This window comes from Pseudomonas sp. GW821-FHT05H12, from assembly GCF_059419385.1.
Window position 1 is genome coordinate 76,652 of the sequence record NZ_JBWKRS010000002.1, and the last position, 25,014, is coordinate 101,665.

A 25,014-nucleotide genomic window follows, 5' to 3' on the forward strand; every position below is an offset into this window, starting at 1 on the left:
GCCAAACCCGTTCGCTGAATTTGCAGCGACGGGCACACAGTAGCGTCCGTTTTTTGAAAGTGCAACTGTGCAGATCACTTGCGGATTTTTTGGATGCGGCATAAGTTGATCAGGCATGTAGATTTACCTCAACGCCTCCGGTTGCCGCCGGGGGCGTTTTCGTTTCAGGCATGGACGTCCCAGCGCAGGGAGACAAAGGGCAGCAGGTCGCCTTCGAGGCAGGCGCGTGCATCCTCGTAGGCGGCTATCTGTTGGCCTTCGTCGACGATGATTGCTTGAGGGGCTTGGCAAGGAACTGACAATGTGCACCAGATGCCATCTCTCCATCGCATCACCATGACGTCCCGATTCAGGCGTTTTTGCTCTGTACGGTGGCGCTCAAAACGTTGCATCCAGCGTGACGAGAAACCGACTTTTCTGAGTACAGAGAAGGGCTGCAAAATGGCCCTATTGGCAGCTCGAATTTTCATGCTGCCACCTGATCGCGGGCAGCGATGCGTGCGCGAGTCCATGCCTGCACTTCTCCCAATACCCACGCAACCGGAGCCCCGCGCGCATTGCTATCGGTGAGCTTCACCGCTTGCGGAAAGCCGCTCTCTGGTTGGCTCATAAGTTTGTAAACCGTTGCGCGGCCGATACCTGTCAGGGCTATGACTTGATTGATGCGTATCAGCGTGGCGGCCGGATCGAACTGTCCCAGTTCCGTATAAGGCGCGCTGATCGGCAAGCATGCGGATCCGCTAGGGGCCTTTTGGTGACTTTCTGGTGGAGTGGAGGGGGCAAGCCCCACAACTTTTGCAGGTTGCTTTGGGGTGCTCATCAGGTTCTGTCTCCAGCGGTTTTTGCAGGTGAGCGCAGTTGGGTTTCAAGCCACGCGACCACGTCTTCGGAGCGATAACGAACCCGAGACCCGGTTTTGATATAGGGAAGTGAGTTGCTGCGAGAACTTCGCCAGGCGGCAAGCGTTCGGCTGGACAGACCTAGTGCATTAGCGACTTGGTCGGTAGTGAGTAAACAAGCAGGGGTGAGAGAGGTAGTGGAGTGGTGTGAAGTGTCGTGAGGCTGCATAGCGCGTTTCCTGTCGTAGTTCGTACAGGCCCCAGCTATGTAAACGATTTTCTATTTTTTAAAAGTTTTATTTTTATAGTTTTCGACGCAGATTTTATGGATAAGGCAATTTAATTGAGCAAGATCTCAGCAAAGTTTCAGTTTTTTACGGGGCTGTCCTACCTTGCCCTACTGGTTTTCTATACAGTTAAAAATCGGAAAGTGAGAAATGAAACCCAGTGAAGTCCCGACGAACGGTAGTCCCCTGAGCCCCTTCTGATAGTTCGATAACAGCGGCCCCTCCTCAGCGTGGGGAGACTGATAAGAGATGGACCCCAGAGGTTTTGGGCGCTCTAGGCGTAACACGCTTTTGACGCGTAACACATGTTGTACGGATCTCTTTTAATGCGTGTTACACAATAAATATTCAATAAAATCAATTGTTTGGTTGGTGTCGTAACGTGCGTAACAACAGTAACACCGATTTTTGATGGGGGGCGATTGGTGTATTCAACCCGCCTTGCCAAACTGTCCCTGAATAATGGTGCCATCTACTAGCTCATCCAGATGATCTGCGTACCACTGCATCATCACTCTGCGCTGAGGCAGGTAAACCGCCTTGTTGTACACCCCTGCTATTCCTTCCTTTGCGTGAGAGAGCTGGGCCTCAATGTGATTTTCATCGAAACCCTGCTCATTGAGAATGGTGCTCGCGATGTGACGAAAGCCGTGACCTGTTTGCCGACCGGCATATCCCAGTCTGCGGAGCGCCATTAGAAAGACTGTATTGCTACGGGGGATTGTCCTGTCTTTCCTGCCCGGAAATAGGAGAGGGTACGCACCTGTCAGTGTTCGTAACTCAGTGAGCGCTTCAATTGCCTGTCGGGAGAGAGGTACCACATGTTCGCGACGACGTTTCATTCGCTCGGCCGGGATCGTCCATAGCTTTTTGGAGACATCGATTTCTGACCAGCGTGCTTCTCGGATCTCGCTCGGGCGCGATGCTAATAAGGACAGCAAGCGAAGCCCTATACGAACGTCCTTTGCGTGAGGGTAGGAGTTGATCGCTCGAAGTAGCGCAGGCAGTTCTTCAATCGAAACGTGTGCATAGTTTTCAGCGCTACGTGATTGCAGGAATTTGCTGAGACCTTCAAGGGGGTTGTGGACGGCTCGTCCTGTTACGCGGGCCAGGTCATAGATCTCTTTGCAAAAGGCACGAACTCGGCCCATTTGTTCAATGATCCCCTTCTGCTCCATGCCGCGTAGAAATTCCATCCATTCCAGGGGCAGTATTTCCGTGTATATGCGTTTACCGAACACGGGGAACACGTGAAGCTCCAGTGCGCCAAGTACTCGTCGAGACGTACCTGACTCCCAGCTTGTGCGTCTGGCCTCATACCACTCGCGGCCTAATGCTTCAAAGGTGTTGTTGGCAGCAACCTGGTCTGCAATCTTGCGAGCTTGCTTGCTCACCAATGGATTTTTGCCGGTCGATGCGTCTTCCCGCAGTTGAGCTGCTTTCTGTCTCGCCAAAGAGCCACTGATTTCCGGGTAGCCTCCGAGACCCAGCCAAGACCATTTCCCGTCTGGCTTTTTGTAGCGCAGCTCCCACGATTTTTGACCGTTAGGTTTCACCCGGAAGTACAGGCCATTCCCGTCCTGCTCCCGATATGTAGCGTGCTCAGGCTCAAGGCCTGCAAGCGTGGTATCTGCTAAGGGACGGCGTTTGATTTCAGAGCGCTTCACTTCCTGTATGCCTCCAGTTATAGGAGTCTAAAAGCATACACGTGGGCATACACGGCGGGAAGTTATAGGGGTGGACAGGGATGGATAGCCAGAAACAAGAAAGCCCGCACGGGGCGGGCTTCATGGGGTGTTTCGTAGACTGTCTGAGACAGCCCGAGACTGCTATATGGTGCACCCGGCGGGATTCGAACCCACGACCCCTGCCTTCGGAGGGCAGTACTCTATCCAGCTGAGCTACGGATGCTTGTGCGGGCGACATCATACCCATGTCGACCTTGGGCGTCCATGCTGGTCTTTGGCCGTTTAAAGGTAGGAATTTGCCCGCCGAAGGCCCTGCGCCGGGTGCCACTGATCGAGATCCTGGAACCCGGCGGAAATACGCTGATCAGAAAGTTTCGGCAAATGCGCCGTTTTCGTTCTTTTTTTCGAACAGACTATTGCCCTGCCCCCCCATTGATCCTAGGATTCGTTTGAGATTTCAAACGCTCTGTCTCCCGTGCGCCTTTCACTTTTTCGCGCGCTGGGGCTGATTTCCCTGACGGCAGCCCACAAGGCGCCTTTCAACAACTCTAATTCGCTCCGCGTGCGCGCGGTGCTGTTAAGGAAAGCCGACATGCAGCTTAAAGATGCCCAGTTGTTCCGCCAGCAAGCCTTTATCGATGGCGCTTGGGTCGATGCGGACAATGGCCAGACCATCAAGGTCAACAACCCTGCCACAGGTGAAATTCTCGGCACTGTGCCGAAGATGGGTGCCGCTGAAACCCGCCGCGCCATCGAAGCCGCCGACAAGGCCCTGCCGGCCTGGCGCGCGCTGACTGCCAAGGAGCGCGCCAACAAGCTGCGCCGTTGGTTCGAACTGCTGATCGAAAACCAGGACGACCTCGGTCGCCTGATGACCCTCGAACAAGGCAAGCCGCTGGCCGAAGCCAAGGGCGAAATCGCCTACGCGGCCTCCTTCATCGAGTGGTTCGCCGAAGAAGCCAAGCGCATCTACGGCGACGTGATCCCCGGCCACCAGCCCGACAAGCGCCTGATCGTGATCAAGCAGCCGATCGGCGTGACCGCTGCCATCACCCCGTGGAACTTCCCGGCCGCGATGATCACCCGTAAAGCCGGCCCGGCCCTGGCCGCCGGTTGCACCATGGTCATCAAGCCGGCTTCGCAAACCCCGTTCTCGGCCCTGGCCCTGGTTGAACTGGCGCACCGTGCCGGTATCCCGAAAGGCGTGCTGAGCGTGGTGACCGGCAGCGCCGGCGACATCGGCGGTGAGCTGACCAGCAACCCGATCGTGCGTAAGTTGTCCTTCACCGGCTCGACCGAAATCGGCCGCCAGTTGATGGCCGAATGCGCCAAGGACATCAAGAAAGTTTCCCTGGAGCTGGGCGGCAACGCACCGTTCATCGTGTTCGACGACGCCGACCTGGATAAGGCCGTCGAGGGCGCGATCATTTCCAAGTACCGCAACAACGGCCAGACCTGCGTCTGCGCCAACCGCCTGTACATCCAGGATTCGGTGTACGACGCCTTCGCTGAAAAGCTCAAGGTTGCGGTGGCCAAGCTCAAGATCGGCAACGGTCTGGAAGAAGGCACCACCACTGGCCCGCTGATCGACGAAAAAGCCGTGGCCAAGGTGCAGGAGCACATTGCTGACGCGCTGAAAAAAGGCGCCACGCTGCTGGCCGGTGGCAAGGTGATGGAAGGCAATTTCTTCGAGCCGACCATCCTCACCAACGTGCCGAAAGATGCCGCTGTCGCGAAGGAAGAAACCTTCGGCCCGCTGGCACCGCTGTTCCGTTTCAAAGACGAAGCCGAAGTGATCGCGATGTCCAACGACACCGAGTTCGGCCTGGCTTCCTACTTCTATGCCCGCGACCTGGGCCGTGTGTTCCGTGTGGCTGAAGCCCTGGAATACGGCATGGTCGGCGTGAATACCGGGTTGATCTCCAACGAAGTGGCGCCGTTCGGCGGCATCAAGGCCTCGGGCCTGGGCCGTGAAGGGTCCAAGTACGGGATCGAGGACTACCTGGAAATCAAATACCTCTGCCTGGGCATCTAATCGGCCCGGCAAGAGCTTGCAGTAAACGCAGAGGGCACGAGAGCGCTGACCCTTTGCGTGTTTCACCCCGTTATTCGTAGTGGCCGGGAAAGCTGTGGCAGTCGATCATCGCATGCTGCCGTAGTTGCCTCCCCGCCACGTATTCCTTGGACCACGCCACCCGATGAGTGGCGAATGAGGACTTTATGAGCAAGACCAACGCATCCCTGATGAAACGCCGCGAAGCCGCTGTACCACGCGGTGTTGGCCAGATTCACCCGATCTTCGCCGAATCCGCGAAGAACGCCACCGTGACCGACGTTGAAGGTCGCGAGTTCATCGACTTCGCCGGCGGTATCGCCGTGCTGAACACCGGCCACGTGCACCCGAAAATCATCGCGGCCGTGACCGAGCAACTGAACAAGCTGACTCACACCTGCTTCCAGGTACTGGCCTACGAGCCTTACGTGGAACTGTGCGAAAAAGTGAACGCCAAGGTCCCAGGTGATTTCGCCAAGAAAACCCTGCTGGTCACCACCGGTTCCGAAGCCGTTGAAAACGCCGTGAAAATCGCCCGTGCCGCCACCGGCCGTGCTGGCGTGATTGCGTTCACCGGCGCTTACCACGGCCGCACCATGATGACCCTGGGCCTCACCGGTAAAGTCGTGCCGTACTCGGCTGGCATGGGCCTGATGCCGGGCGGCGTGTTCCGCGCGCTGTACCCGAACGAGCTGCATGGTGTGAGCGACGACGACGCTATCGCCAGCATCGAACGCATCTTCAAGAACGATGCCGAGCCGCGTGATATCGCTGCCATCATCATCGAGCCCGTGCAGGGCGAAGGCGGTTTCTACGTCGCGCCAAAGTCCTTCATGAAGCGCCTGCGTGAACTGTGCGACAAGCACGGCATCCTGCTGATCGCCGACGAAGTGCAAACCGGCGCCGGCCGCACTGGCACCTTCTTCGCCATGGAACAGATGGGCGTTGCTGCCGACCTGACCACCTTCGCCAAATCCATCGCGGGCGGCTTCCCGTTGGCCGGTGTATGCGGCAAGGCTGAATACATGGACGCCATCGCACCCGGCGGCCTGGGCGGCACCTACGCCGGTAGCCCAATCGCTTGCGCCGCGGCCCTGGCCGTGATGGAAGTATTCGAAGAAGAGCACCTGCTGGACCGCTGCAAGGCTGTCGGCGAGCGCTTGGTCACCGGTCTGAAAGCGATCCAGGCCAAGTACCCGGTCATCGGCGAAGTGCGTGCCCTGGGCGCGATGATCGCGGTCGAGCTGTTCGACGACGGCGACACCCACAAGCCAAACGCTGCTGCCGTTGCCTCCGTGGTGGCCAAGGCGCGTGACAAGGGCCTGATCCTGCTGAGCTGCGGCACCTACGGCAACGTGTTGCGCGTACTGGTTCCGCTGACCTCGCCGGACGAGCAACTGGACAAAGGCTTGGCGATCATCGAAGAGTGCTTCTCCGAGCTGTAAGCCGAAGTTGACCTGATCGACAGAAAAAACCCGCTTCGGCGGGTTTTTTTATGCCCATTGCCGCACATTCAGGCCGTGTTCATTGTACGTAGGCGCCTTGATTGTCTAAGGTGCAAGCATTGCCGATGGAGCGTGCGGATGACTGCTGTTGATTTGCCAGCTGTACCCCGAGTGTTGATTGCCGAGGCGGACCCTTGGTCGCGGGATCTGCTCAAGCAAGTGTTATTGAATGTGCGCTGTGACGCGCGGCTGGATGTGTGTGCCGATGGGCACGAGGCCGCCACGTTGTTGCGAGACAAACCCTACGACCTGATCCTGGCGGATTGGGAGTTGCCGGGCATCGATGGCCTGAGCCTGCTGCGAAACGTGCGCCAGAAGCGCCGCTCGCCCCTGCTGCCGTTCATTCTACTGAGCAGTCGCAATGACAGTGCCAGCGTGCGTGAAGCCCTGCCCCTGGCGCCGACTGCCTACCTGACCAAACCCCTGAACATGGAAGGCCTGACCCAGCGCCTGCAGGACCTGCTGCTCAATGAAGGCGAGAGCGTGTACTGCGAGATCCCCCCGCTGGCGCCGGGCATGACCTTGCCAGTGTTCCTGGAGCGCCGCCGCGAAACCTGCGACGGCGCGCCACTGCGGGTCGATGTGAAAGCCGCCGTGCAGCACAGCCTGGGCGCTGATGGCCTGGACCTCAAGCGCCTGGAAGACCGAGTGCGCATGGACCCGCAGATCACCGCCGTACTGATTGCCGCGGCCAACAGCGCCGGCCACCACGGCACACCGGTGCAGACCTTGCCTGCTGCGCTGCACAAGCTGGTGGCGGGGCAGAGCATGAACCTGATCCTCGGCCTTGCGCTCAAGCACAACGTGGTGCTGGGCGATCCGGCTTTGGTGGCCTACGCCGAGCGTCACTGGCAATTGTCCCAGGACACCGCCGACTACGCACGTCGCCTGGCGCGCATGCTGGAGCTGGACCACGAGCGCTGCTACAGCGCGGGAATCCTGCACCGGCTAGGCGACTTGGCGTTGCTGCGTTGCCTGGAAGACTGGCGCCAGGGTGGCGGTGCGTTGGATGACGAGATGATTGGTGAATCTCTCTACACCTTTGGCGCGGCTTACGGCTCGGCATTGCGCGCGCGTTGGCGCCTGCCGCTGGAACTGCGTCAGTTGATCGCGGCGATTTACTCATTGGAAGGCGGCGTGTACGCCCGGGATGCGCTGGTAGTGAACCTGGCGGCGCAGATGGCGCGCTTGACCGAGCATGAGGGGCTGGAAGAGCTGGCCAAGAGCAAGACCGCACGGTTGCTCAAGGTGGGCTTGTCGGAACTCACCCGCGTCCGCAATTCCTAAAAAACACACAGCCCCCTGTAGGAGCTGGCTTGCCAGCGATCGCAATCGATCAGACAAAACATTTGGCACTGACCCACCGCTATCGCCGGCAAGCCGGCTCCTACGGATATACAGGGCCTTGGAGGACGACAAAATCCAAACGTGGGAGCGGCGGTTTTTAGTGTGGTCGATGAATGTGTTCGGCTTTAGCCAGCGATGACGCGGTTCTTGCCCTGCCGCTTGGCCTCGTACATGGCCGCATCGGCTCGTGCGAACAGGCTGTCGAGGGTTGAATCTTCCTCGCTGAGGCTGGCCAGGCCCTGACTGACGGTCACGGTAAACGCCTGGCCTTCGTAGCTGAAACTCAGCGCCTGGATCTCGTTGCCCAGCCGCTCGGCCACCTGCAATGCCATGTCCGGCGCACAACCGGGCAGCACCGCAGCGAATTCTTCGCCGCCAATACGCCCGAACAGGTCACCACGGCGCAACACACTTCGGCCGCTCTCGGCGATACGGCGCAGTACCTGATCGCCTTCCAGATGGCCGTAGGAGTCGTTGACGTCCTTGAAGTCATCAATGTCCAGCAGCAAAAAGGTCAGCGGGGCGCCCTGGGCACAGGCACTGTCGAACGCCTGGTTGGCACATTCGAAGAAGTGTCGACGGTTGCTGCTCTGTGTCAGCACATCGGTGGTGGCCAGGCGGTGCAGCTCAAGCTCAAGCTGCTTCTTTTCGGTGATGTCTTCGGCCATCCCGACCACGATCACCGCCTCGCCGGGCTCTACTTGCTGGTTGATGTAGCACTTGTCACTCAGCCAGCGGATCTGCCCGTCGGCGGTGATGATGCGGTATTCGCGGTCTTCCACGGCGCCGTGCTCGAGCACGCGGGCCAGGCTGTGTTCGGCGTAGTCGAGGTCTTCGGGGTGAATGCTGTTGCGCCATTCCCGATGGTCGGCCAGCAGCAAACCCGCCGAACGGCCAAACACCCGTTCATAGGCCGGGCTCACATACAGCACGCGACGCGTCTCCCAATCGATGGCCCACAGCACCGCGTTCACGCTGACCAGCAGCGAGCTGAGCAGTTGCTCGCGCTCGCTCAGGCGCTCGACCTCGCCTTGGGCATGCATCAAGGCCAGCAGGGTCGCCGCCGCGGCCGGGCGCGGGTGCTCGGCGGTGGGGGTGTCGGGCAGGTAGGGCTTTTCGGGGACCATCGGCACAACTCTCTCTGGGCGCGCCGCAGGATTGAACAGCGGTCACTACAAGGGGCCACCATGATGGCGAAGTGTTCTTTGAGAGAGGGGAATTGCGGTGAAGTTCCGTGATTGGCATGGATTGCCCGTGCCCGGAAAATGACGCCAAAAAGAGGAGGTGTGGGAGGGCGAGCCCTCCCACATCGCGCTTACACCGCTGCTGGACGCAGGGAGTAGGTCTTCAACTGGTGGGCGAAATCGCGCAACGACTGGATACCGCTGGCCTCGGCCTCGTGTACCCATTCCTTCATCGCCGCCAGCATATCGTGGCCATTGGAGCTGGTCTTGAGCCAGATCTGCTGCAGCGCCAGGCGCTTCTCGTAGATCACTTTCAGGGCCTGGCTGTGTTCCAGCATGCTCTGGATGCGCACGTGATGGCGGTCATCCAGCAAGCTGGTTTCACGCGACAGCAACCGCTTGGCCCGGTGGAACTGGTGGCGTACCGAATGATCGACCTTCTCCAGCTCCTGCTTGACCAGCGGGCCGATCACCAGCTTGCGGTACTGGGCCATGATCTGGAAGCGGTTGTTGAGGATCGCCATGGCAGTGTCCATGTCCAGGTGACCCTTGCCTTCCACGCGGTGGGCAATGGGCGCAACACGTTGCACCTTGGCCAAACGCAGGAAGCTGAACACCTTGATCCACGCCCAACCCAGGTCGAACTCCCACTTCTTCACCGACAGCTTGGCGGAGTTGGGATAAGTGTGGTGGTTGTTATGCAGCTCTTCGCCGCCGACGATGATGCCCCATGGCACCAGGTTGGTGGCGGCGTCACGGCATTCGAAGTTGCGGTAGCCCACGGCATGGCCCAGGCCGTTGATCACGCCGGCGGCCCAGAACGGGATCCACATCATCTGGATCGCCCAGATGGTGATGCCGATGGTGCCGAACAGCAGCAGGTCGATCACGCCCATGATCGCCACGCCCAGCAACGGGTAAGGCGTGTAGATTTTGCGTTCGATCCAGTCATCCGGGCAGTTCTTGCCGTAGATGCGCAGGGTCTCGGGGTTCTCGGCTTCGGCGCGGTACAGCTCGGCGCCTTTGCGCAACACCGTGGACAGGCCCTTGATGACCGGGCTGTGCGGGTCATCGACGGTTTCGCATTTGGCGTGGTGCTTGCGGTGGATGGCGGTCCACTCGCGGGTGTTCTGCGCCGTGGTCAGCCACAGCCAGAAGCGGAAGAAGTGTTTCAGGCCACCATTGAGCTCCAGGGAGCGGTGCGCTGAATAACGGTGCAGATAGACCGTGACCCCAACAATGGTCACGTGGGTCATCAACAGCGTGACTGCCACCAGTTGCCAGGCTGACAGGTCAAGAAAACCGTTGTACCACATAGGCTGTATGGCCCTCAGATAAAGAAAAAAACAGCTCACGCATTATCACTAAGCCTACAGAGAAAACCAGCCGCCCTTTCAGATAGGAGTGACTGGATGTTTCTTATTCTATAATCCGCAGCCTTTGTAGGGCGATTCTGTTTTTTTGGTAAGGATTACTGACCATATGCTGTTTTCATACCGAGGTGCCCTGCGTGCGGGGCTGGTATACCTGTTGGTGTCCATTGCGTGGCTCCAGCTCAGCAACCATCTATTGATCAACTTTCTCGATGAGCCTGGGGAGTTGGGGCGCTGGCTGCAGGTGCGCGGCTATGTGTGGGTGGCCTTCAGCGCGCTGGCTATCTACCTGATTTGCGTGCGATTTGCCCGTACCCACCAACTGCAGCAGCCCTTGAAAGAGAACCGCGAGCGCTTGCGCCAGGCCGCCGCTGTGTTCGACTGCACCCGTGAAGGTGTGCTGGTCACCGACGCCAAGGGGCAGATCGTGCACGTCAACCGGGCGTTCATGGAAATCACCGGCTACAGCCGTGAAGACGTCATGGGCCAGCAACCGAGCCTGTTCAAGTCGGGGCGCCATTCGTCGAATTTTTATCAACAGATGTTCCAGACCCTGGCGCGCAACGGCGAATGGAGCGGTGAAATCTGGAACCGGCGCAAAAGCGGCGAGATTTATCCACAGTGGCAGACCATCCGAGTGATCCACGATGACCTGGGCCAGGTCAGCCATTATGTCGCGGTGTTTTCCGACATCAGCGCCATCAAGGACTCCGAGCACGAACTGGCTCACCTGGCCCACCACGATCCACTCACCGACCTGCCCAACCGCCTGCTGTTCACCGACCGCGCCGAACAGGCGCTGGCCTCCGCCCAGGCTCACAAACGCGGCTGCGCCCTGTTGTTGCTGGACCTGGACCACTTCAAGATCATCAACGACAGCCTTGGCCACAATGTCGGCGACCAGTTGCTCAAGGTGGTCGGTGAGCGCCTCAAGGGGCTGTTCGGCCCCGGCGTGACCCTGGCGCGCCTGGGCGGTGACGAGTTCGCGGTGCTCGCCGAAAGTTGTCCACAGGTGGTGCAGGCGGCGGCACTGGCCCAGCGCATATTGGATGCGATGAAGCAGCCGTTCATCTTCGACGGGCACCAACTGTTTATCAGCGCGAGTATTGGCATCAGCCTGTTCCCCAGCGATGCCCTGAGCGCCGAACAGTTGCTGCGTAACGCCGACTCGGCGCTGTTCAAGGCCAAGAGTGCAGGGCGCGAAGGCTACGCCTTGTACACCGAAGAACTGACCGCCCATGCCCAGCACCGCGTCGAGATCGCCAGCGAATTGCGCCGCGCCCTCGACCAGCAGGAGTTACGGGTGTTTTACCAGCCCGTGCACGACCTTCACGGCAGTCGCCTGATCGGCGTAGAGGCGCTGGTGCGCTGGCAACACCCGGAGCGCGGCCTGGTGCCCCCGGGCGACTTCATCCCGATTGCCGAGCGCACCGGGTTGATTGCCGACATCGATGCCTGGGTGATGGACCAGGCCTGCCGCCAGATGTGCCAATGGCTGGCTGACGGCGTGCCGTTGAGCTTCATCGCTGTGAATGTCTCCAGCCGACTGTTTGCCCGGCGCGAGCTGTATGAGCAGGTCGCCCAGGTGTTGCACGACACCGGCCTGGACCCGGCTTTCCTGGAACTGGAAGTCACCGAAAGCGCCGTCATGGATGACCCCGAAGAAGCCCTGGAGCAACTGCACCGCTTGCGTGAACTGGGTCTGCGCTTGGCCATCGACGACTTCGGCACCGGCTATTCCTCGCTGTTGCGCCTCAAGCGCCTGCCCGTGCAGAAGCTCAAGATCGACCAGGGTTTTGTCGCCGGATTGCCATGGGACGAAGACGACGCCGCCATCGTGCGCGTGGTCATCGCCCTGGCCAAAAGCATGGGCATGCAGGTGCATGCCGAAGGGATCGAACAAATGGAGCAGGCGCGGTTCCTGTTGGAGCATGACTGCGACATGGGCCAGGGGTATTGGTTTGGAAGGCCGGTGCCGGCAGGTGAAATTGATTGGGACAGGGCTCCCTCGATCCGACAGGCATAACGCCGTCAATGTGGGAGCCGGGCTTGCCTGCGATGGCGGTCTTACATTCAAAATAGTGGGTGGCTGACACACCGTCATCGCGGGCAAGCCCGGCTCCCACAGGGTTCTGTAGCGCCCTTGAAGCGGTATTTCGAAGCCGAAAACTCTCGCAACCCCACGTCCCGCCAGAAAATTCTTTCTGGTTATATAAACATTCTTAAATAGTATTTTTAAGAATATCCGCGCTTATCTACTATCGCCCTCACGCCACAAGCAGTGCCGCCACTGCGAGGCACTATTCATTTCAGGAGCGAGACCATGAGCGCATCTCTACGTAGCGTCGACGGCCAGGACGAAGCAGCCATTTTGCGTGAGATCCAGAGCGCGTTGCGCGACCTGCGGTTTGGCGCGGTGGAAATCACGGTGCACAACGCCCAAGTGGTACAGATCGAACGCAAAGAAAAATTCCGTCTGCAGAACCCGGGCAACAAACCGGCGTAAGCAACCACGGCGATTCGCATGCTAGACCCGCAACTATAAGAAAAAGCCAACACCCAGAATTTTCAGGAGCTTCTATGTCGTCGATTCGCCGTTACGCCTTGGCCGCCCTGGCCAGCGCCGTGTTTGCAGGTTCCGCCGTTGCCAAGGACTACGAGTTGCTCAACGTCTCGTACGACCCTACCCGTGAGCTGTACCAGGACTACAACGCTGAGTTCACCAACTTCTGGAAACAGTCCCACCCCGGTGACAACGTCAAGATCCAGCAATCCCACGGCGGCTCGGGCAAACAAGGCCGTGCCGTGATCGACGGCCTGCGCGCCGACGTCGTGACCCTGGCCCTGGCCGGCGACATCGACGAAATCGCCAAGCTGGGCAAGACCCTGCCGGAGAACTGGCAGACCCGCCTGCCGGACGCCAGCACCCCGTATACCTCGACCATCGTGTTCCTGGTACGCAAGGGCAACCCTAAAGGCATCAAGGATTGGGGCGACCTGATCAAGAAAGACGTATCGGTGATCACGCCGAACCCGAAAACCTCCGGCGGTGCGCGCTGGAACTTCCTCGCCGCCTGGGCCTACGGCCTGAAAGCCGGTGGCAGCGAAGCCAAGGCCCAGGAATACGTGAAAGAGCTGTTCAAGCACGTGCCTGTGCTGGACACCGGTGCTCGCGGTTCGACCATCACCTTCGTCAACAACGGTCAGGGTGACGTGTTGCTGGCCTGGGAAAACGAAGCCTTCCTGGCCCTGAAAGAAGACGGCGGCGCCGACAAGTTCGACATCGTCGTGCCTTCCCTGTCGATCCTGGCCGAGCCACCGGTGGCCGTGGTCGACAAGAACGCCGAGAAAAAGGGCAACACCGAGATCGCCACTGAATACCTGAAGCACCTGTACAGCCCGGCTGGCCAGGAGATTGCGGCGAAGAACTTCTACCGCCCACGCGATGCGAAAGTAGCCGCCAAATACGCCCAGCAGTTCCCGAAACTGGACCTGGTGACTATCGACAAAGACTTCGGCGGCTGGAAGACTGCCCAACCGAAATTCTTTAACGACGGCGGCGTGTTCGACCAGATCTACACCGCACAGTAAGCCAAGTTAACTGTAGGAGCACCGCTTTTCTGTGGGAGCTGGCTTGCCTGCGATAGCATCACCACGGTGTATCAGTTACACCGCGGTGTCTGCATCGCAGGCAAGCCAGCTCCCACACAAAGCGCGCTCCTACAGTGGTTTCTACCTTTAACCAAGGACTCTTATGTCGCGTCGTATCTCCCCCGTCATACCCGGCTTCGGGCTGACGCTGGGCTACACCGTGGTGTACCTCAGCCTGATCGTACTCATCCCCCTTGCGGCGATGTTTGTACACGCCGCTCAACTCACCTGGGATCAGTTCTGGAACATCATCTCCGCACCGCGCGTGCTGGCGGCGTTGCAACTGAGCTTCAGCACCGCGCTGTACGCGGCGCTGATCAACGGCGTGATCGGCACACTGCTGGCCTGGGTGCTGGTGCGCTACACCTTTCCCGGCCGCAAGATCATCGACGCGATGATCGACCTGCCGTTCGCCCTGCCCACCGCCGTGGCCGGTATCGCGCTGACTGCGCTGTACACGCCTAACGGCCTGGTCGGCCAGTTCGCCGCCGACCTCGGCTTCAAGATCGCCTACACCCCATTGGGTATCACCCTGGCGCTGACCTTCGTCACCCTGCCGTTCGTGGTGCGCACGGTGCAGCCGGTGCTCGCCGATATCCCCCGGGAAATCGAAGAAGCCGCCGCCTGCCTGGGCGCCAAGCCGTTGCAGGTGTTCCGCTATATCCTCGTGCCCGCGCTGCTGCCCGCCTGGCTTACCGGCTTCGCCCTGGCGTTTGCCCGTGGCGTTGGCGAGTACGGCTCGGTGATCTTCATCGCCGGCAACATGCCGATGAAGACCGAGATCCTGCCGTTGCTGATCATGGTCAAGCTCGACCAGTACGACTACCGCGGCGCCACCTCCATCGGTGTGCTGATGCTGGTGGTTTCCTTTGTCCTGCTGCTGCTGATCAACTTGTTGCAGCGGCGCATCGAACGTCCATAAGGAGGCGCGGAACATGTCCCAATCGTCTATTTCCGCTGCGTCCTCGGCCAACGCTGCCCGCCGTGGCAGTGCTGCGTCGCGACGTATCCTGATCAGCCTTGGCTGGCTGGTGTTTGCGCTGTTCCTATTGCTGCCGCTGCTGATCGTGGTGACTCAAGGCTTGAAGAATGGCCTCGGCGCGTTCTTCACTGCGATCCTGGAACCCGACGCGCTGTCGGCACTGAAACTCACGGTGATCGCCGTGGTGATCTCGGTACCGCTCAACGTGGTGTTCGGCGTCAGCGCCGCCTGGTGCGTGAGCAAGTACTCGTTCCGTGGCAAAAGCATCCTGGTCACGCTCATCGACCTGCCGTTCTCGGTGTCGCCGGTAATCGCGGGCCTGGTCTACGTATTGATGTTCGGCGCCCAGGGCTTCTTTGGCCCTTGGCTGGCCGACCACGACATCCAGATCGTGTTCGCCTTGCCCGGCATCGTGTTGGCGACCATCTTCGTCACTGTGCCGTTCGTGGCCCGTGAACTGATCCCGCTGATGCAAGAGCAGGGCACCCAGGAAGAAGAAGCCGCGCGGCTGCTGGGCGCCAACGGCTGGCAGATGTTCTGGCACGTGACCGTGCCGAACATCAAGTGGGGCCTGATCTACGGCGTGGTGCTGTGTACCGCACGGGCCATGGGCGAGTTCGGCGCGGTGTCGGTGGTGTCCGGCCATATCCGTGGCGTCACCAACACCCTGCCGCTGCACGTCGAGATTCTCTATAACGAATACAACCACGTTGCCGCGTTTGCGGTGGCCAGCCTGCTGCTGATCCTGGCGCTCTTCATCCTGCTGCTCAAGCAGTGGAGCGAGAACCGTATCAACCGCCTGCGCAAAAGCGCCGGTGAGGAATAAGTCATGTCGATCGAAGTCCGTAATGTCAGCAAGAACTTCAACGCCTTCAAGGCCCTGAACAGCATCAATCTGGACATCCAGAGTGGCGAGCTGGTGGCTTTGCTGGGCCCGTCCGGCTGCGGCAAGACCACCTTGCTGCGCATCATCGCAGGCCTGGAAACGCCAGATGACGGCAACATCGTGTTCCACGGTGAAGACGTCTCCGGGCACGACGTGCGTGATCGCAACGTCGGGTTTGTGTTCCAGCACTATGCGTTGTTCCGCCACATGACCGTGTTCGATAACGTCGCCTTCGGCCTGCGCATGAAGCCGAAGAACCAGCGTCCGAGCGAAAGCCAGATCGCCAGCAAAGTGCACGAACTGCTGAACATGGTGCAGCTCGACTGGCTGTCGGATCGCTATCCGGAACAACTCTCTGGCGGCCAGCGTCAGCGTATCGCCCTGGCCCGCGCCCTGGCGGTTGAACCGAAAGTGCTGCTGCTGGACGAGCCCTTCGGCGCCTTGGATGCCAAGGTGCGTAAAGAACTGCGCCGCTGGCTGGCGCGCCTGCACGAAGACATCAACCTGACCTCGGTGTTCGTGACCCACGACCAGGAAGAGGCCATGGAAGTCGCCGACCGCATTGTGGTGATGAACAAGGGCGTGATCGAACAGATCGGCTCACCGGGCGAAGTCTACGAAAACCCGGCCAGCGATTTCGTCTATCACTTCCTCGGCGACTCCAACCGCCTGCACTTGGGTGAAGACCAGCACGTGCTGTTCCGCCCGCATGAAGTGTCGTTGTCGCGTCACGAGCTGGAAGACCACCACGCGGCCGAAGTGCGTGACATCCGCCCATTGGGCGCGACCACCCGCGTGACCTTGAAAGTGGAAGGCCAGAGCGAACTGATCGAAGCCGAAGTGGTGAAGGACCACGACAGCCTCACCGGTTTGGCGCGTGGCGAGACCCTGTTCTTCAAGCCCAAGGTCTGGCAAAAAGCTTAATCCCACCCATCCCCCCTGTGGGAACCGGGCTTATGTGGGAGCTGGCTTGCCTGCGATAGCATCACTGCGGTGTGACTGACACACCGAGGTGATTCCATCGCAGGCAAGCCAGCTCCCACATTCAGACCTTTCTTGGCTCCAGATCGCGGCGGGTTACAGGCCCCGATCGCTCTTCGATCTGCTGCTTGAGGTCACCCCGCAACCCCACCAGAAACGCCAGCTCCGCCACCACAAACAGCGGCCCGACGATCAGCCCCGACACATCGTCGACGAACGCTGGCTTGCGCCCTTCGTAGTAGTGCCCGACAAACTGGATCACCCAGCCCACCACAAACATCCCGATACCGCTGCTCAGCCACACCAGTGTGCTCTGCGCGGCCAGCACGTGCCCGGCCCACACCGACAAGCCCATCAGCACCGTCATCAGCACGCCCAAGGCCAATTCCAGGCGCAGGTAAAACCACGCGGAAAACAGCGCGAGCAGAACGGCGGGTGAGAGCCAGAGCCCGCCTACGGTCCATTCGGGGCGGGATAACAGCACCGCCACTGCGACGACGATCAGCGGAATGCCGATAAAGTGGCTGGCGATATTGCGTGGGTCACGGTGGTAGGCAGCATATTGACTGAGGTGGTCGACGAGGCTTTTCATTGTTGTTCCTCCTGTAGGATGCTGGATCATGCCCTGTCAGCCTTTGCCTGACTGTCAGCTGGGCGACAATCTTCGGAGTTCTCATGGACGCAGAGCAATGGCACGCGCGGCTGGCCATCGGTCATTGGTTCAGCCACCTGCCGTCATCTTTTCAGCATAGCCTGCTGGCCCAGGCCCGGCTGCGCTCGCTGGTGGCGGGGCAAACCCTGTTCAAGCGCGGCGATCCGCCGTGTGGTTTGTATGCCGTGCTCGAAGGCACCTTGCGCATCAGCGCGGTGAACGAGCAGGGCAAGGAAGCGATATTGAGCCTGGTGGAACCGCCTTACTGGTTCGGCGAAATCTGCCTGTTCGACGGCTTGCCACGCACCCACGACGCCTGCGCTGTCGGGCCGTGTACCTTGTTGCAGGTGCCGCAGCAGGCGTTGTTGAATATCCTCGATGACGCCCCGCACTACTGGCGCAACCTGGCGCTGTTGATGAGCCAGAAACTGCGTCTGAGTTTTATCGGCCTCGAACAGCTCAGCCTGATGCCGGCCCCGGTGCGCCTGGCCCACCGCTTGTTGATGATCGTTGAAGGGTATGGCGACATCGAACACTCCAGGCGCGTGCTGCAACTGCCCCAGGAAGACCTGGCGGCGATGTTGAGCCTGTCGCGCCAGACCACCAATGCGTTGCTCAAGGACCTGCAGGCCCGGGGCGTGGTGCGCCTGGGTTATGGCGAAATTGAAGTGCTGGATGTGCAGCGGCTGCGGGAGGTTGCACATACCTGAGGGGGCCCCATCGCGGGCAAGCCCGCTCCCACAATTGGAATGCGTCCCCCTGTGGGAGCTGGCTTGCCTGCGATGAGGCCCTCAAAAACACTACAGAGCCCGCTACCGCAACCCATCCCGAAACTGCCCCGGCGTCAGCCCCGTCCAACGCTTGAACGCGCGGTTGAAACTGCTGGTATCGGCAAACCCCAATAAGTGACTGATCTCTGCCAATGAGCACTGCGGGTCGCGCAAATGCAGCAGCGCGAGGTTCTCCCGGCACTCATTGAGCAGTGCGTCAAACCTGCACCCTTCATCCGCCAGGTGTCGCTGCAAACTGCGCAAACTCAGGTGCAGCGCCTGGGCGACGCGTTCGGCACTCGGCTCGCCATCGGGCAGCTGCGCTTCGATCACCCGGCGCACCTTGCGCTCCCAGGTCAGCGGTTGCAGTTGGGCGAGGGTGCGCTTGAGCACGGTCTCGTTGTGCTCGGCCAGCTCCGGGTTGGCATCGTCCAGGTGGCTGTCGAAGTCGTGGGCGGCGAACTCCAGGCGGTCTTCTTCGGCGGCAAAAAACACCGGGGCGCGAAACACCGTGTGCCACGGCTGGGGATCGGCCGGTTCAGGCCGGCGCAGGTACACCGCCAGCGGTGCGTACTCTCGGCCCAGTCGGTTGCGACACGTGCGCACGTAAATCGCCGCAAACGCATCGATGGCCTCGAACGCCGGCGCCGGGCTGCCCTCAGGCTGCAGCAGGCGGAAACGGTAACGCTCACCGTCTCGGCTAAGCTCCAGGGCCAGGGCATCGCTGACCACCTGGTGATAGCGCACGATGCGCTCGAACACCTCGCGCAGACTGCCGCTGGCCACCAGCGCATAGCCCAACGCGTGAAAGGTAGTGGGGCTGACAAACCGCGACACGCGCAAGCCGATTGCCGGGTCCCCGCTGGCCTGCACGGCCAGCGCCCACAAGCGTGTGGTGGCCGACAGCGGGTAGCGCGCATTGGGGTCGTCCATGTGCTGCGGGTCGAGCCCGGCCTGCGCGCACAGCGCGGCACTGTCGAGGCCCAAGGCATCGAGCTGCTTGCGCAGGGCGCGGGTCCAGCTGGCGAGTGAGGTGGGTTCGGTCATGGCGATTGGCGCTTGCGGTCAACAGGTTGGCGTCCGGGGCTAGCGTCCTGCGAGATCGCTTGGGGCAGGATGGGCGCATCAATAAGCAAGAGGATGGAAGCATGGACGGTACTTCTGCAAGTCCCCAGCAGATGAACGCGCAACAGCGTTCGGCGCATATCCGTGACGTGGTGCTGGCCGAAGGCATGCGCCTGCGCCAACAACACCCCTGGCTGCTGCATCAGGACGCGCTGGGCGCGGGCATCCTGGTGTTTGCGTTGGTGGGCATGGTCGGCTCTGCGGCGCTCTATATCACGGGCCACATGGCCTGGTGGGTGTGCCTGCTGCTCAATGCGTTCCTCGCCTCACTGACCCACGAGCTGGAACACGACCTGATCCACAGCATGTACTTTCGCAAGCAGCGCCTGCCGCACAACCTGATGATGGGCCTGGTGTGGCTGGCGCGGCCGAGCACGATCAACCCGTGGGTGCGCCGGCATCTGCACCTCAACCACCACAAGGTTTCCGGCACTGAAACCGACATGGAAGAGCGCGCCATCACCAACGGTGAACCCTGGGGTTTTGCGCGGTTACTGATGGTGGGTGATAACGTGATGTCAGCGTTTATCCGCATCCTGCGAGCCAAGAGCTGGAAGCACAAACTCAGCATCCTCAAACGCTCGCTGCTGGTGTACGCACCGCTGGCGCTGCTGCATTGGGGCGCGTGGTACGTGTTCCTCGGTTTTCACGCGGCGAATGGCGTCGCCAGCCTGCTGGGCACGCCCATCGACTGGTCAGCCACCACCCTGCACGTGATGCAGGTGATCGATATCGCCGCCGTCGTGATCATCGGCCCCAACGTGCTGCGCACCTTCTGCCTGCACTTTGTCAGCTCCAACATGCACTACTACGGCGACGTGGAGCTGGGCAATGTGATCCAGCAGACCCAGGTGCTCAACCCCTGGTGGATGTGGCCGTTGCAGGCGTTCTGCTTCAACTTCGGCAGCACCCATGGCATTCATCATTTCGTGGTGAAGGAGCCGTTCTACATCCGCCAGATGACCGCCAGGGTGGCGCACAAAGTCATGGCCGAGATGGGCGTGCGCTTCAATGATTTCGGGACGTTTGCCCGGGCCAATCGGCTTGGCTTTCCACCGCCAGCAGGGTTTCGATCAGCGCCTTCGCCGCAGGCGACAAACGCACCCCAGCGCGGCTGATCACGCCGCAACGGTTGCTCAGACTGTCGAGGTTGTGAGGCAGGTTGCGCCAGTGCAGCACCTTCAGTGCGCCGCTGGCCAATTCATCGACGAACGCCTCTTCGGCGCCCAGGCCAATGGCGTCGGACTGGCGCACGATGGTGGCCAGCGCCGAGAACTGTTCAAGCTCGATAGCGGGCGCAAAATCGATGCGCCCGCTGAGGTTAGCGAGCAGTTTGCGAATACCCGGTGCAATCAACGGCGTAGCCAGTGGGAAACCAAACAGGTCGTTGGTGGACAGGCTGTCCTTGGCCAATAACGGGTGCCCGGCCCGGCAGAAAAACACGCTGCGCCGGGGCGTCAGGGCCTGGATCTGGAAGTTGGGGTCAGCCTCGAAGTGGCGCACATCGGCGATAAAGAATTCGATCTCCTCGCGGCTCAGGCTGCGCCCGAGCTTTTCCCAGTTATCCACCTGCAATGCGGTGCGTACCTTGGGGTAGGTGGTGATAAACCGCGCCATGGCCTGTGGCACCAGGTTCACGGCCGCCACAGCGTCGCTGCCCAGGCGTACTTCACCGGCGTCGAGCTTGGTCATGCGCGTGACTTCATGGCTGAGCAGCGCGGCGCCCTGGACCAGGCTCAGGGCATGTTGCAGCACCACCTGGCCTTCGGGTGTGGGGCGCAGGTCCTTGTGAGCGCGGTCCACCAGCACGCAGCCGAACTCCTGTTCCAGGCCCTGGATGCTGCGGCTGAACGCTGGCTGCGTGATGCCCATGGCGTCGGCGGCGCGCACAAAACTGCGGTGCTCGTTGAGCGCGATGAAGTAGCGCAGCTGACGAAGATCCATGGGGCGCCCGGCGTCCAAGAGGGGAACCGGGATTTTAAGGGGCTTGCTTATTCCGTCAATGAAGCACGTTTGTTTTATCTAGATCTTAAATGCATATCTATAGAGCAGGCACCGTGCGGTAGGTGGCCGGGCTGAAGACCCGCGTCACCACCAGCATCGCCACCACGGTTACCGTGAGTACTACCCAGGCGCTGACAAAGGTGCCAGTCAGCTCACGCAGCCAGCCGGTCAACCAGGGCGAAATTGCATTGATCAAGAAGCCCACGCCCTGCACGAAGGCCGCCAGTTGCCCGGCTTGGCGCGGGTCGCGGTGGTGGTCGAGGGTCAGCAGCAGGCTCAGGGCGAAACACGCGCCCAGGCCAAAGCCGATCAGCGCGACCCACAGGTGGGGAAACTGCTGCGGCGCCATCAGCAAGCCGAGGTAACCCACGGTCTGCGCCAGCAGGCTGACGCCGAGCAAGGGCCGACGGTCGATCCCGCGTTGGGCCAGCACCGGCATCAGCAAGGCTGCGATCACCTGGAAAATGGTCATGAATGCCAGCAGCGAACCGCTCGGCAACACGCCCCAGCCCAGTTGCTGGTAGTACGCCGGCAGCCACGCCACCATGCTCATGTAGCCGCAGTTCACCAGGCCGAAATACAGCGCCAGCAACCAGGCACGGCGGTTGCGCAGGCCTTTGAAGGCGGGAATCACCAGCGCGCTTCTGGGCGCTCCCAGCGGCACAAATGCCCACAGCAACAAGGCGGCCAGCGCCGGCAACAGCCAGATCCCGAGCCCCGCCTGCCACTGCTGGAAGTGCGTGGCCACCACCGGGCTGAGCAACGCGGCCAGCCCGCCACCGGCCATCAGCGAGGCCGAATACACGCCCATTGCCACCGGTACGCGGTGATGGAATTCGCGCTTGATCATCGCCGGCACCAACGCCTGGATCAGCGCCACCCCGGCACCACCGAGCAAGGCCGTGACCAGCAGTGCCGAGGCCTGGCCCATCAGCCAGCGCACCAGGCACGCCAGCAGAATCATCATCAAGCCCAGGGCGATGCCGCGTCGCTCGCCCAGCCGTGCTTCCACCCGTACGCCGATCAAGGCCACCAGGCCCATGCACACCACGGGCAAGCTGGTGAGCAGGGCACTGCTCTGGAAGCTCAGGCCAGTGGCCTGGCGGATCTCGCCCAGCAGCGGGCTGATGGAGCTGAGGATCGGCCGCAGGTTCAGGCCCAGTACCACCAGCAGCCCCCAGCCGGCGAGGGATTTATTGAGGGTCATGCAGGGTTTTCCATTGTTGGTACAGGGTGGTCATGGCCGCGTCGGGCAGGTGCTGGATCGGCAGGCGTTGCTCGTTCAGGGGCAAGCCGACCTGTTGCCCAATCGCCGCCGTCGACAAGCCGAAGGGCTCGGCCATCGCGTTGCTGGCCGCAAACACCACCCGTTCCACGCCGCACAGGTACATGGCGCTCAGGCACATTGGGCAGGGCTGGCCGCTGGCGTAGATCACGCAGCCTTCCAGGCGTGCACCGAGTTGGCGGCTGGCTGCACGGATCGCCAGCAGCTCGGCGTGGGCGGTGGGGTCCCGGGTCAGGTGGATCTCGTTCACCGCTTCCACCAGTACCGCGCCGTTGTGCGTCAGGACCGCGCCAAACGGCCGGCCGCCTTGACTCACATTGGCCCGGGCCAGGGCGATGGCGCGTTGCAGGTGCGGATGGTCGTCGCTCATGGCGCTACCTCGGGGAGGAATGGAGGGTGAAGTATGGGCAGCGGCCTTGGTATTCTGAAATTAAATATAACCATGCCAACCAGTGGCAAAGAGAATGGTGACGCTCATGTTCGACCCCGTGTTGCTGCGCAGCTTTGTCGCCGTGGTGGACTGCGGCAATTTCACCCGCGCCGCCGAGCGCCTGCATGTGACCCAGTCCACCGTCAGCCAGCAGATCCGTCGCCTGGAGGACGCCGTGGCGTGCCAACTGCTCGACCGCGACCAGCGCCGGGTAGTCGCCACTGCCGAAGGTGAGCGCTTGCTGGCCTACGCGCGGCGCATCCTCGCGCTGCATGAAGAGGCCGCCGACGTCTTGATCAACCAGCAAAGCGACGGCGTGTTGCGCCTGGGCGTGCCGGAAGACTTTGCGGCTGAACGCCTGATGCCGTTGCTGTCGGCGTTTGTGGTGGCGTACCCCCGTGTTCGCCTGGAAGTCACCAGCGGCCTCGGCCCGGAACTGCAGCGTCAATACCGCAGCGGTGAGTTTGATGTGCTGCTGGTCAAACAGATGGGTGACAGCGATGACTGCCTGGCTTCCTGGCCGGAGCCTTTGTGTTGGGTCGACAGCCGCAGCACGCCATCCCTGGGGCGTGACCCGCTGCCCTTGGTGGCGTTTCCGGTGGGTGGCCTGTACCGCAACGAAATGCTGCAGCACTTGGAAGTCGGCGGCTGGCGTTGGCGTATTGGCTATTCCAGCGCCAGCCTGGCCAGCGTGTGCTCGGCCGTGGCGGCGGGGTTGGGCATCAGCCTGTTGCCCAAACGCGTCGTGCAGACAGGGCACGTGGTGCTGGGACCAGGCAGTGGTCTGCCCGCCGTGCAGGGCGTGCGACTGGCCCTGTATGCCCGCAGTGGTTTAGGCCCGGCGGGGCAGACCTTGCAGCGCCAATTGCTCGATTTGTGCGCAAACAGCCCTGCCTGAGCCATGCCTTTGCCGAATATTTTTTATGCCTCAAAAGCATCGAAAAACGCGGCCTGCGCGCCAGGCCGCGCAGCACAAGGCTTTGGCGTTTCGGGATGTTTCATTTATTCATTTTAGATCTATGTATAACTTTAAAGATTACTTTAAGAGATAAGCGTCTGGCCCCGATGATTCAGCCCTCGACGGCCTCCCATGCAGGCCTGTCGGTTTTTTTGTTTCAAAACCGTAGGGAGTGAATCAATGGGCAATGTCCAGACCGCCGCCAGTGCACCCGAGGCGCAGTGGCGCCAGGCACCAGGTGGTGAGTTGGTTGACCTTGGCCGGCCGCACCGTGCGCCGTTGGGGCAACAGCGTTTGCAGCAAGCCCCGAAACGCTTTTCGAGCCGCCGCGAAGGCCTGTTGCTGGGCTTGCTGGTCCTGGCCTTGCACGGCGCGGTGATCTATTGGGTGAGCCAGAAGCCGACCCCGGTGTTGCCGATTGTGCCGCCGGAAATTCCGCCGATGACCATCGAGTTTTCCCAACCGGCGCCACCTGTGGTCGAGCCGCCACCGCCGGTTCCGCCACCCCCGCCGCCGCCTGTGGTAGAGCCACCGCCACCGGTGGTGGATGAATTGGCCGCCAAGCCGGCGCCACCCAAACCGATTCCAAAACCCAAGCCCAAGCCAGTGCCAAAACCTGAGCCCAAGCCCGCGCCGAAACCGGTCGAGCAGCCACCGACACCCGCGCCACCGGCTCCCCCTGCGCCGGCCGCACCGCCGTCGCCGGCACCCGTGACACCGGCTTCGGCCAACGCCGCGTACTTGAAGAACCCGGCGCCCGAATACCCCTCGCTGGCCCAGCGCCGGGGCTGGGAAGGCACGGTGTTGCTCAGGGTGCATGTGTTGGCCAGCGGCAAGCCAGGTGAGATCCAGGTCCAGAAGAGCAGCGGTCGCCAGCAACTCGACGACGCCGCATTGGCCGCCGTGAAGCGCTGGAGTTTCGTGCCGGCCAAGCAGGGCGACGTGGCACAGGACGGCTGGGTCAGCGTACCGATCGATTTCAAGATTCACTAACTATTCGGCTGCGGTGTGTTG

At 61.1% G+C, this 25,014-nt stretch carries 24 protein-coding genes and 1 tRNA gene; 13 read left to right on the top strand and 12 right to left on the bottom strand.

Going from position 1 to position 25,014, the window contains the following annotated elements:
- Nucleotides 1-164: 164 nt before the first annotated feature.
- From AC07SU_RS01980 to AC07SU_RS02000, 5 genes are all read right to left on the bottom strand, one after another.
- The gene (locus AC07SU_RS01980; protein WP_494996056.1) at nt 165-470 is read right to left on the bottom strand and encodes a hypothetical protein; all 306 of its coding nucleotides are present in this window, start codon (nt 468-470) and stop codon (nt 165-167) included.
- A complete protein-coding gene (locus AC07SU_RS01985) occupies nt 467-727 on the bottom strand; it encodes a helix-turn-helix transcriptional regulator (protein WP_494996188.1) in 261 nt (86 codons plus the stop codon). The genes AC07SU_RS01980 and AC07SU_RS01985 overlap by 4 nt, the downstream gene beginning before the upstream one ends.
- 92 nt (nt 728-819) lie before the next feature.
- Entirely contained in the window at nt 820-1,068 is a 249-nt protein-coding gene (locus AC07SU_RS01990; protein WP_494996057.1) for a helix-turn-helix domain-containing protein, read from the bottom strand.
- Nucleotides 1,069-1,557: 489 nt separating this feature from the next.
- Nucleotides 1,558-2,793 (bottom strand): tyrosine-type recombinase/integrase, encoded by a 1,236-nt coding sequence (locus AC07SU_RS01995; RefSeq protein WP_494996058.1) that lies wholly within the window; start codon nt 2,791-2,793, stop codon nt 1,558-1,560.
- 167 nt (nt 2,794-2,960) lie between these two features.
- Nucleotides 2,961-3,037 (bottom strand) — tRNA-Arg (locus AC07SU_RS02000).
- Between the two features lie 369 nt (nt 3,038-3,406).
- Here AC07SU_RS02000 and gabD point away from each other — a divergent pair.
- The 3 genes from gabD to AC07SU_RS02015 all read left to right on the top strand — a co-directional run bounded on the left by gabD (nt 3,407) and on the right by AC07SU_RS02015 (nt 7,659).
- Nucleotides 3,407-4,849, top strand: a complete 1,443-nt coding sequence (gene gabD, locus AC07SU_RS02005) for an NADP-dependent succinate-semialdehyde dehydrogenase (RefSeq protein ID WP_494996059.1) — start codon at nt 3,407-3,409, stop codon at nt 4,847-4,849.
- A 185-nt stretch (nt 4,850-5,034) separates the two neighbouring features.
- Nucleotides 5,035-6,312 carry a 4-aminobutyrate--2-oxoglutarate transaminase gene (gene gabT, locus AC07SU_RS02010; protein ID WP_259172851.1) on the top strand — a complete coding sequence of 426 codons (1,278 nt, stop codon included), beginning with the start codon at nt 5,035-5,037 and terminating at the stop codon, nt 6,310-6,312.
- A 138-nt stretch (nt 6,313-6,450) separates the two neighbouring features.
- Nucleotides 6,451-7,659, top strand: coding sequence for an HDOD domain-containing protein (locus AC07SU_RS02015; protein ID WP_494996060.1), 1,209 nt, complete (start codon nt 6,451-6,453; stop codon nt 7,657-7,659).
- Between the two features lie 185 nt (nt 7,660-7,844).
- Here the strand turns inward: AC07SU_RS02015 and AC07SU_RS02020 are convergent, their stop codons facing one another.
- Nucleotides 7,845-8,846 (bottom strand): sensor domain-containing diguanylate cyclase, encoded by a 1,002-nt coding sequence (locus tag AC07SU_RS02020; protein WP_494996061.1) that lies wholly within the window; start codon nt 8,844-8,846, stop codon nt 7,845-7,847.
- A gap of 188 nt (nt 8,847-9,034) precedes the next feature.
- Entirely contained in the window at nt 9,035-10,219 is a 1,185-nt protein-coding gene (gene desA, locus AC07SU_RS02025) for a delta-9 fatty acid desaturase DesA (RefSeq protein ID WP_176997401.1), read from the bottom strand.
- A 166-nt stretch (nt 10,220-10,385) separates the two neighbouring features.
- Between desA and dibA the strand changes: the two genes are divergently transcribed.
- The 6 genes from dibA to AC07SU_RS02055 all read left to right on the top strand — a co-directional run bounded on the left by dibA (nt 10,386) and on the right by AC07SU_RS02055 (nt 16,719).
- On the top strand, nt 10,386-12,302 hold the full coding sequence (gene dibA / locus AC07SU_RS02030; protein WP_494996062.1) for a phosphodiesterase DibA: 1,917 nt from the start codon (nt 10,386-10,388) through the stop codon (nt 12,300-12,302).
- A 297-nt stretch (nt 12,303-12,599) separates the two neighbouring features.
- The gene (gene oscA, locus AC07SU_RS02035; RefSeq protein ID WP_010565387.1) at nt 12,600-12,782 is read left to right on the top strand and encodes a sulfur starvation response protein OscA; all 183 of its coding nucleotides are present in this window, start codon (nt 12,600-12,602) and stop codon (nt 12,780-12,782) included.
- Nucleotides 12,783-12,856: 74 nt separating this feature from the next.
- Nucleotides 12,857-13,867 (top strand): sulfate ABC transporter substrate-binding protein, encoded by a 1,011-nt coding sequence (locus AC07SU_RS02040; RefSeq protein WP_016975030.1) that lies wholly within the window; start codon nt 12,857-12,859, stop codon nt 13,865-13,867.
- A gap of 163 nt (nt 13,868-14,030) precedes the next feature.
- Nucleotides 14,031-14,849 carry a sulfate ABC transporter permease subunit CysT gene (gene cysT, locus AC07SU_RS02045; protein ID WP_494996063.1) on the top strand — a complete coding sequence of 273 codons (819 nt, stop codon included), beginning with the start codon at nt 14,031-14,033 and terminating at the stop codon, nt 14,847-14,849.
- Between the two features lie 13 nt (nt 14,850-14,862).
- Nucleotides 14,863-15,735, top strand: coding sequence for a sulfate ABC transporter permease subunit CysW (cysW, locus tag AC07SU_RS02050; RefSeq protein WP_176997399.1), 873 nt, complete (start codon nt 14,863-14,865; stop codon nt 15,733-15,735).
- A gap of 3 nt (nt 15,736-15,738) precedes the next feature.
- A complete protein-coding gene (locus AC07SU_RS02055; RefSeq protein ID WP_178924336.1) occupies nt 15,739-16,719 on the top strand; it encodes a sulfate/molybdate ABC transporter ATP-binding protein in 981 nt (326 codons plus the stop codon).
- Nucleotides 16,720-16,840: 121 nt separating this feature from the next.
- Here AC07SU_RS02055 and AC07SU_RS02060 read toward each other — a convergent pair whose 3' ends face one another.
- Nucleotides 16,841-17,368 carry an Mpo1 family 2-hydroxy fatty acid dioxygenase gene (locus AC07SU_RS02060; protein ID WP_176997397.1) on the bottom strand — a complete coding sequence of 176 codons (528 nt, stop codon included), beginning with the start codon at nt 17,366-17,368 and terminating at the stop codon, nt 16,841-16,843.
- Nucleotides 17,369-17,451: 83 nt separating this feature from the next.
- Between AC07SU_RS02060 and AC07SU_RS02065 the strand changes: the two genes are divergently transcribed.
- Nucleotides 17,452-18,138 carry a Crp/Fnr family transcriptional regulator gene (locus AC07SU_RS02065; protein WP_494996064.1) on the top strand — a complete coding sequence of 229 codons (687 nt, stop codon included), beginning with the start codon at nt 17,452-17,454 and terminating at the stop codon, nt 18,136-18,138.
- Between the two features lie 102 nt (nt 18,139-18,240).
- On the opposite strand, the gene AC07SU_RS02070 is transcribed toward AC07SU_RS02065, so the two are convergent.
- A complete protein-coding gene (locus AC07SU_RS02070; RefSeq protein ID WP_176997395.1) occupies nt 18,241-19,245 on the bottom strand; it encodes an AraC family transcriptional regulator in 1,005 nt (334 codons plus the stop codon).
- Between the two features lie 101 nt (nt 19,246-19,346).
- Here AC07SU_RS02070 and AC07SU_RS02075 point away from each other — a divergent pair, with 101 nt between their 5' ends.
- Nucleotides 19,347-20,441, top strand: coding sequence for a fatty acid desaturase (locus AC07SU_RS02075; protein WP_494996065.1), 1,095 nt, complete (start codon nt 19,347-19,349; stop codon nt 20,439-20,441).
- Here AC07SU_RS02075 and AC07SU_RS02080 read toward each other — a convergent pair.
- The 3 genes from AC07SU_RS02080 to AC07SU_RS02090 form a co-directional block, all read right to left on the bottom strand.
- Entirely contained in the window at nt 20,332-21,267 is a 936-nt protein-coding gene (locus AC07SU_RS02080) for a LysR family transcriptional regulator (protein ID WP_176997393.1), read from the bottom strand. The two genes, AC07SU_RS02075 and AC07SU_RS02080, sit on opposite strands and share 110 nt — an antisense overlap.
- 97 nt (nt 21,268-21,364) lie before the next feature.
- Nucleotides 21,365-22,534 (bottom strand): CynX/NimT family MFS transporter, encoded by a 1,170-nt coding sequence (locus tag AC07SU_RS02085; RefSeq protein ID WP_494996066.1) that lies wholly within the window; start codon nt 22,532-22,534, stop codon nt 21,365-21,367.
- Entirely contained in the window at nt 22,521-22,982 is a 462-nt protein-coding gene (locus AC07SU_RS02090; protein ID WP_494996067.1) for a nucleoside deaminase, read from the bottom strand. The genes AC07SU_RS02085 and AC07SU_RS02090 overlap by 14 nt, the downstream gene beginning before the upstream one ends.
- 106 nt (nt 22,983-23,088) lie before the next feature.
- On the opposite strand from AC07SU_RS02090, the gene AC07SU_RS02095 reads away from it, so the two are divergent.
- Both AC07SU_RS02095 and AC07SU_RS02100 read left to right on the top strand, forming a co-directional pair.
- Nucleotides 23,089-23,940, top strand: coding sequence for a LysR family transcriptional regulator (locus AC07SU_RS02095; RefSeq protein ID WP_494996068.1), 852 nt, complete (start codon nt 23,089-23,091; stop codon nt 23,938-23,940).
- 240 nt (nt 23,941-24,180) lie between these two features.
- Nucleotides 24,181-24,993, top strand: coding sequence for an energy transducer TonB (locus AC07SU_RS02100; RefSeq protein ID WP_494996069.1), 813 nt, complete (start codon nt 24,181-24,183; stop codon nt 24,991-24,993).
- Nucleotides 24,994-25,014 lie beyond the last annotated feature (21 nt).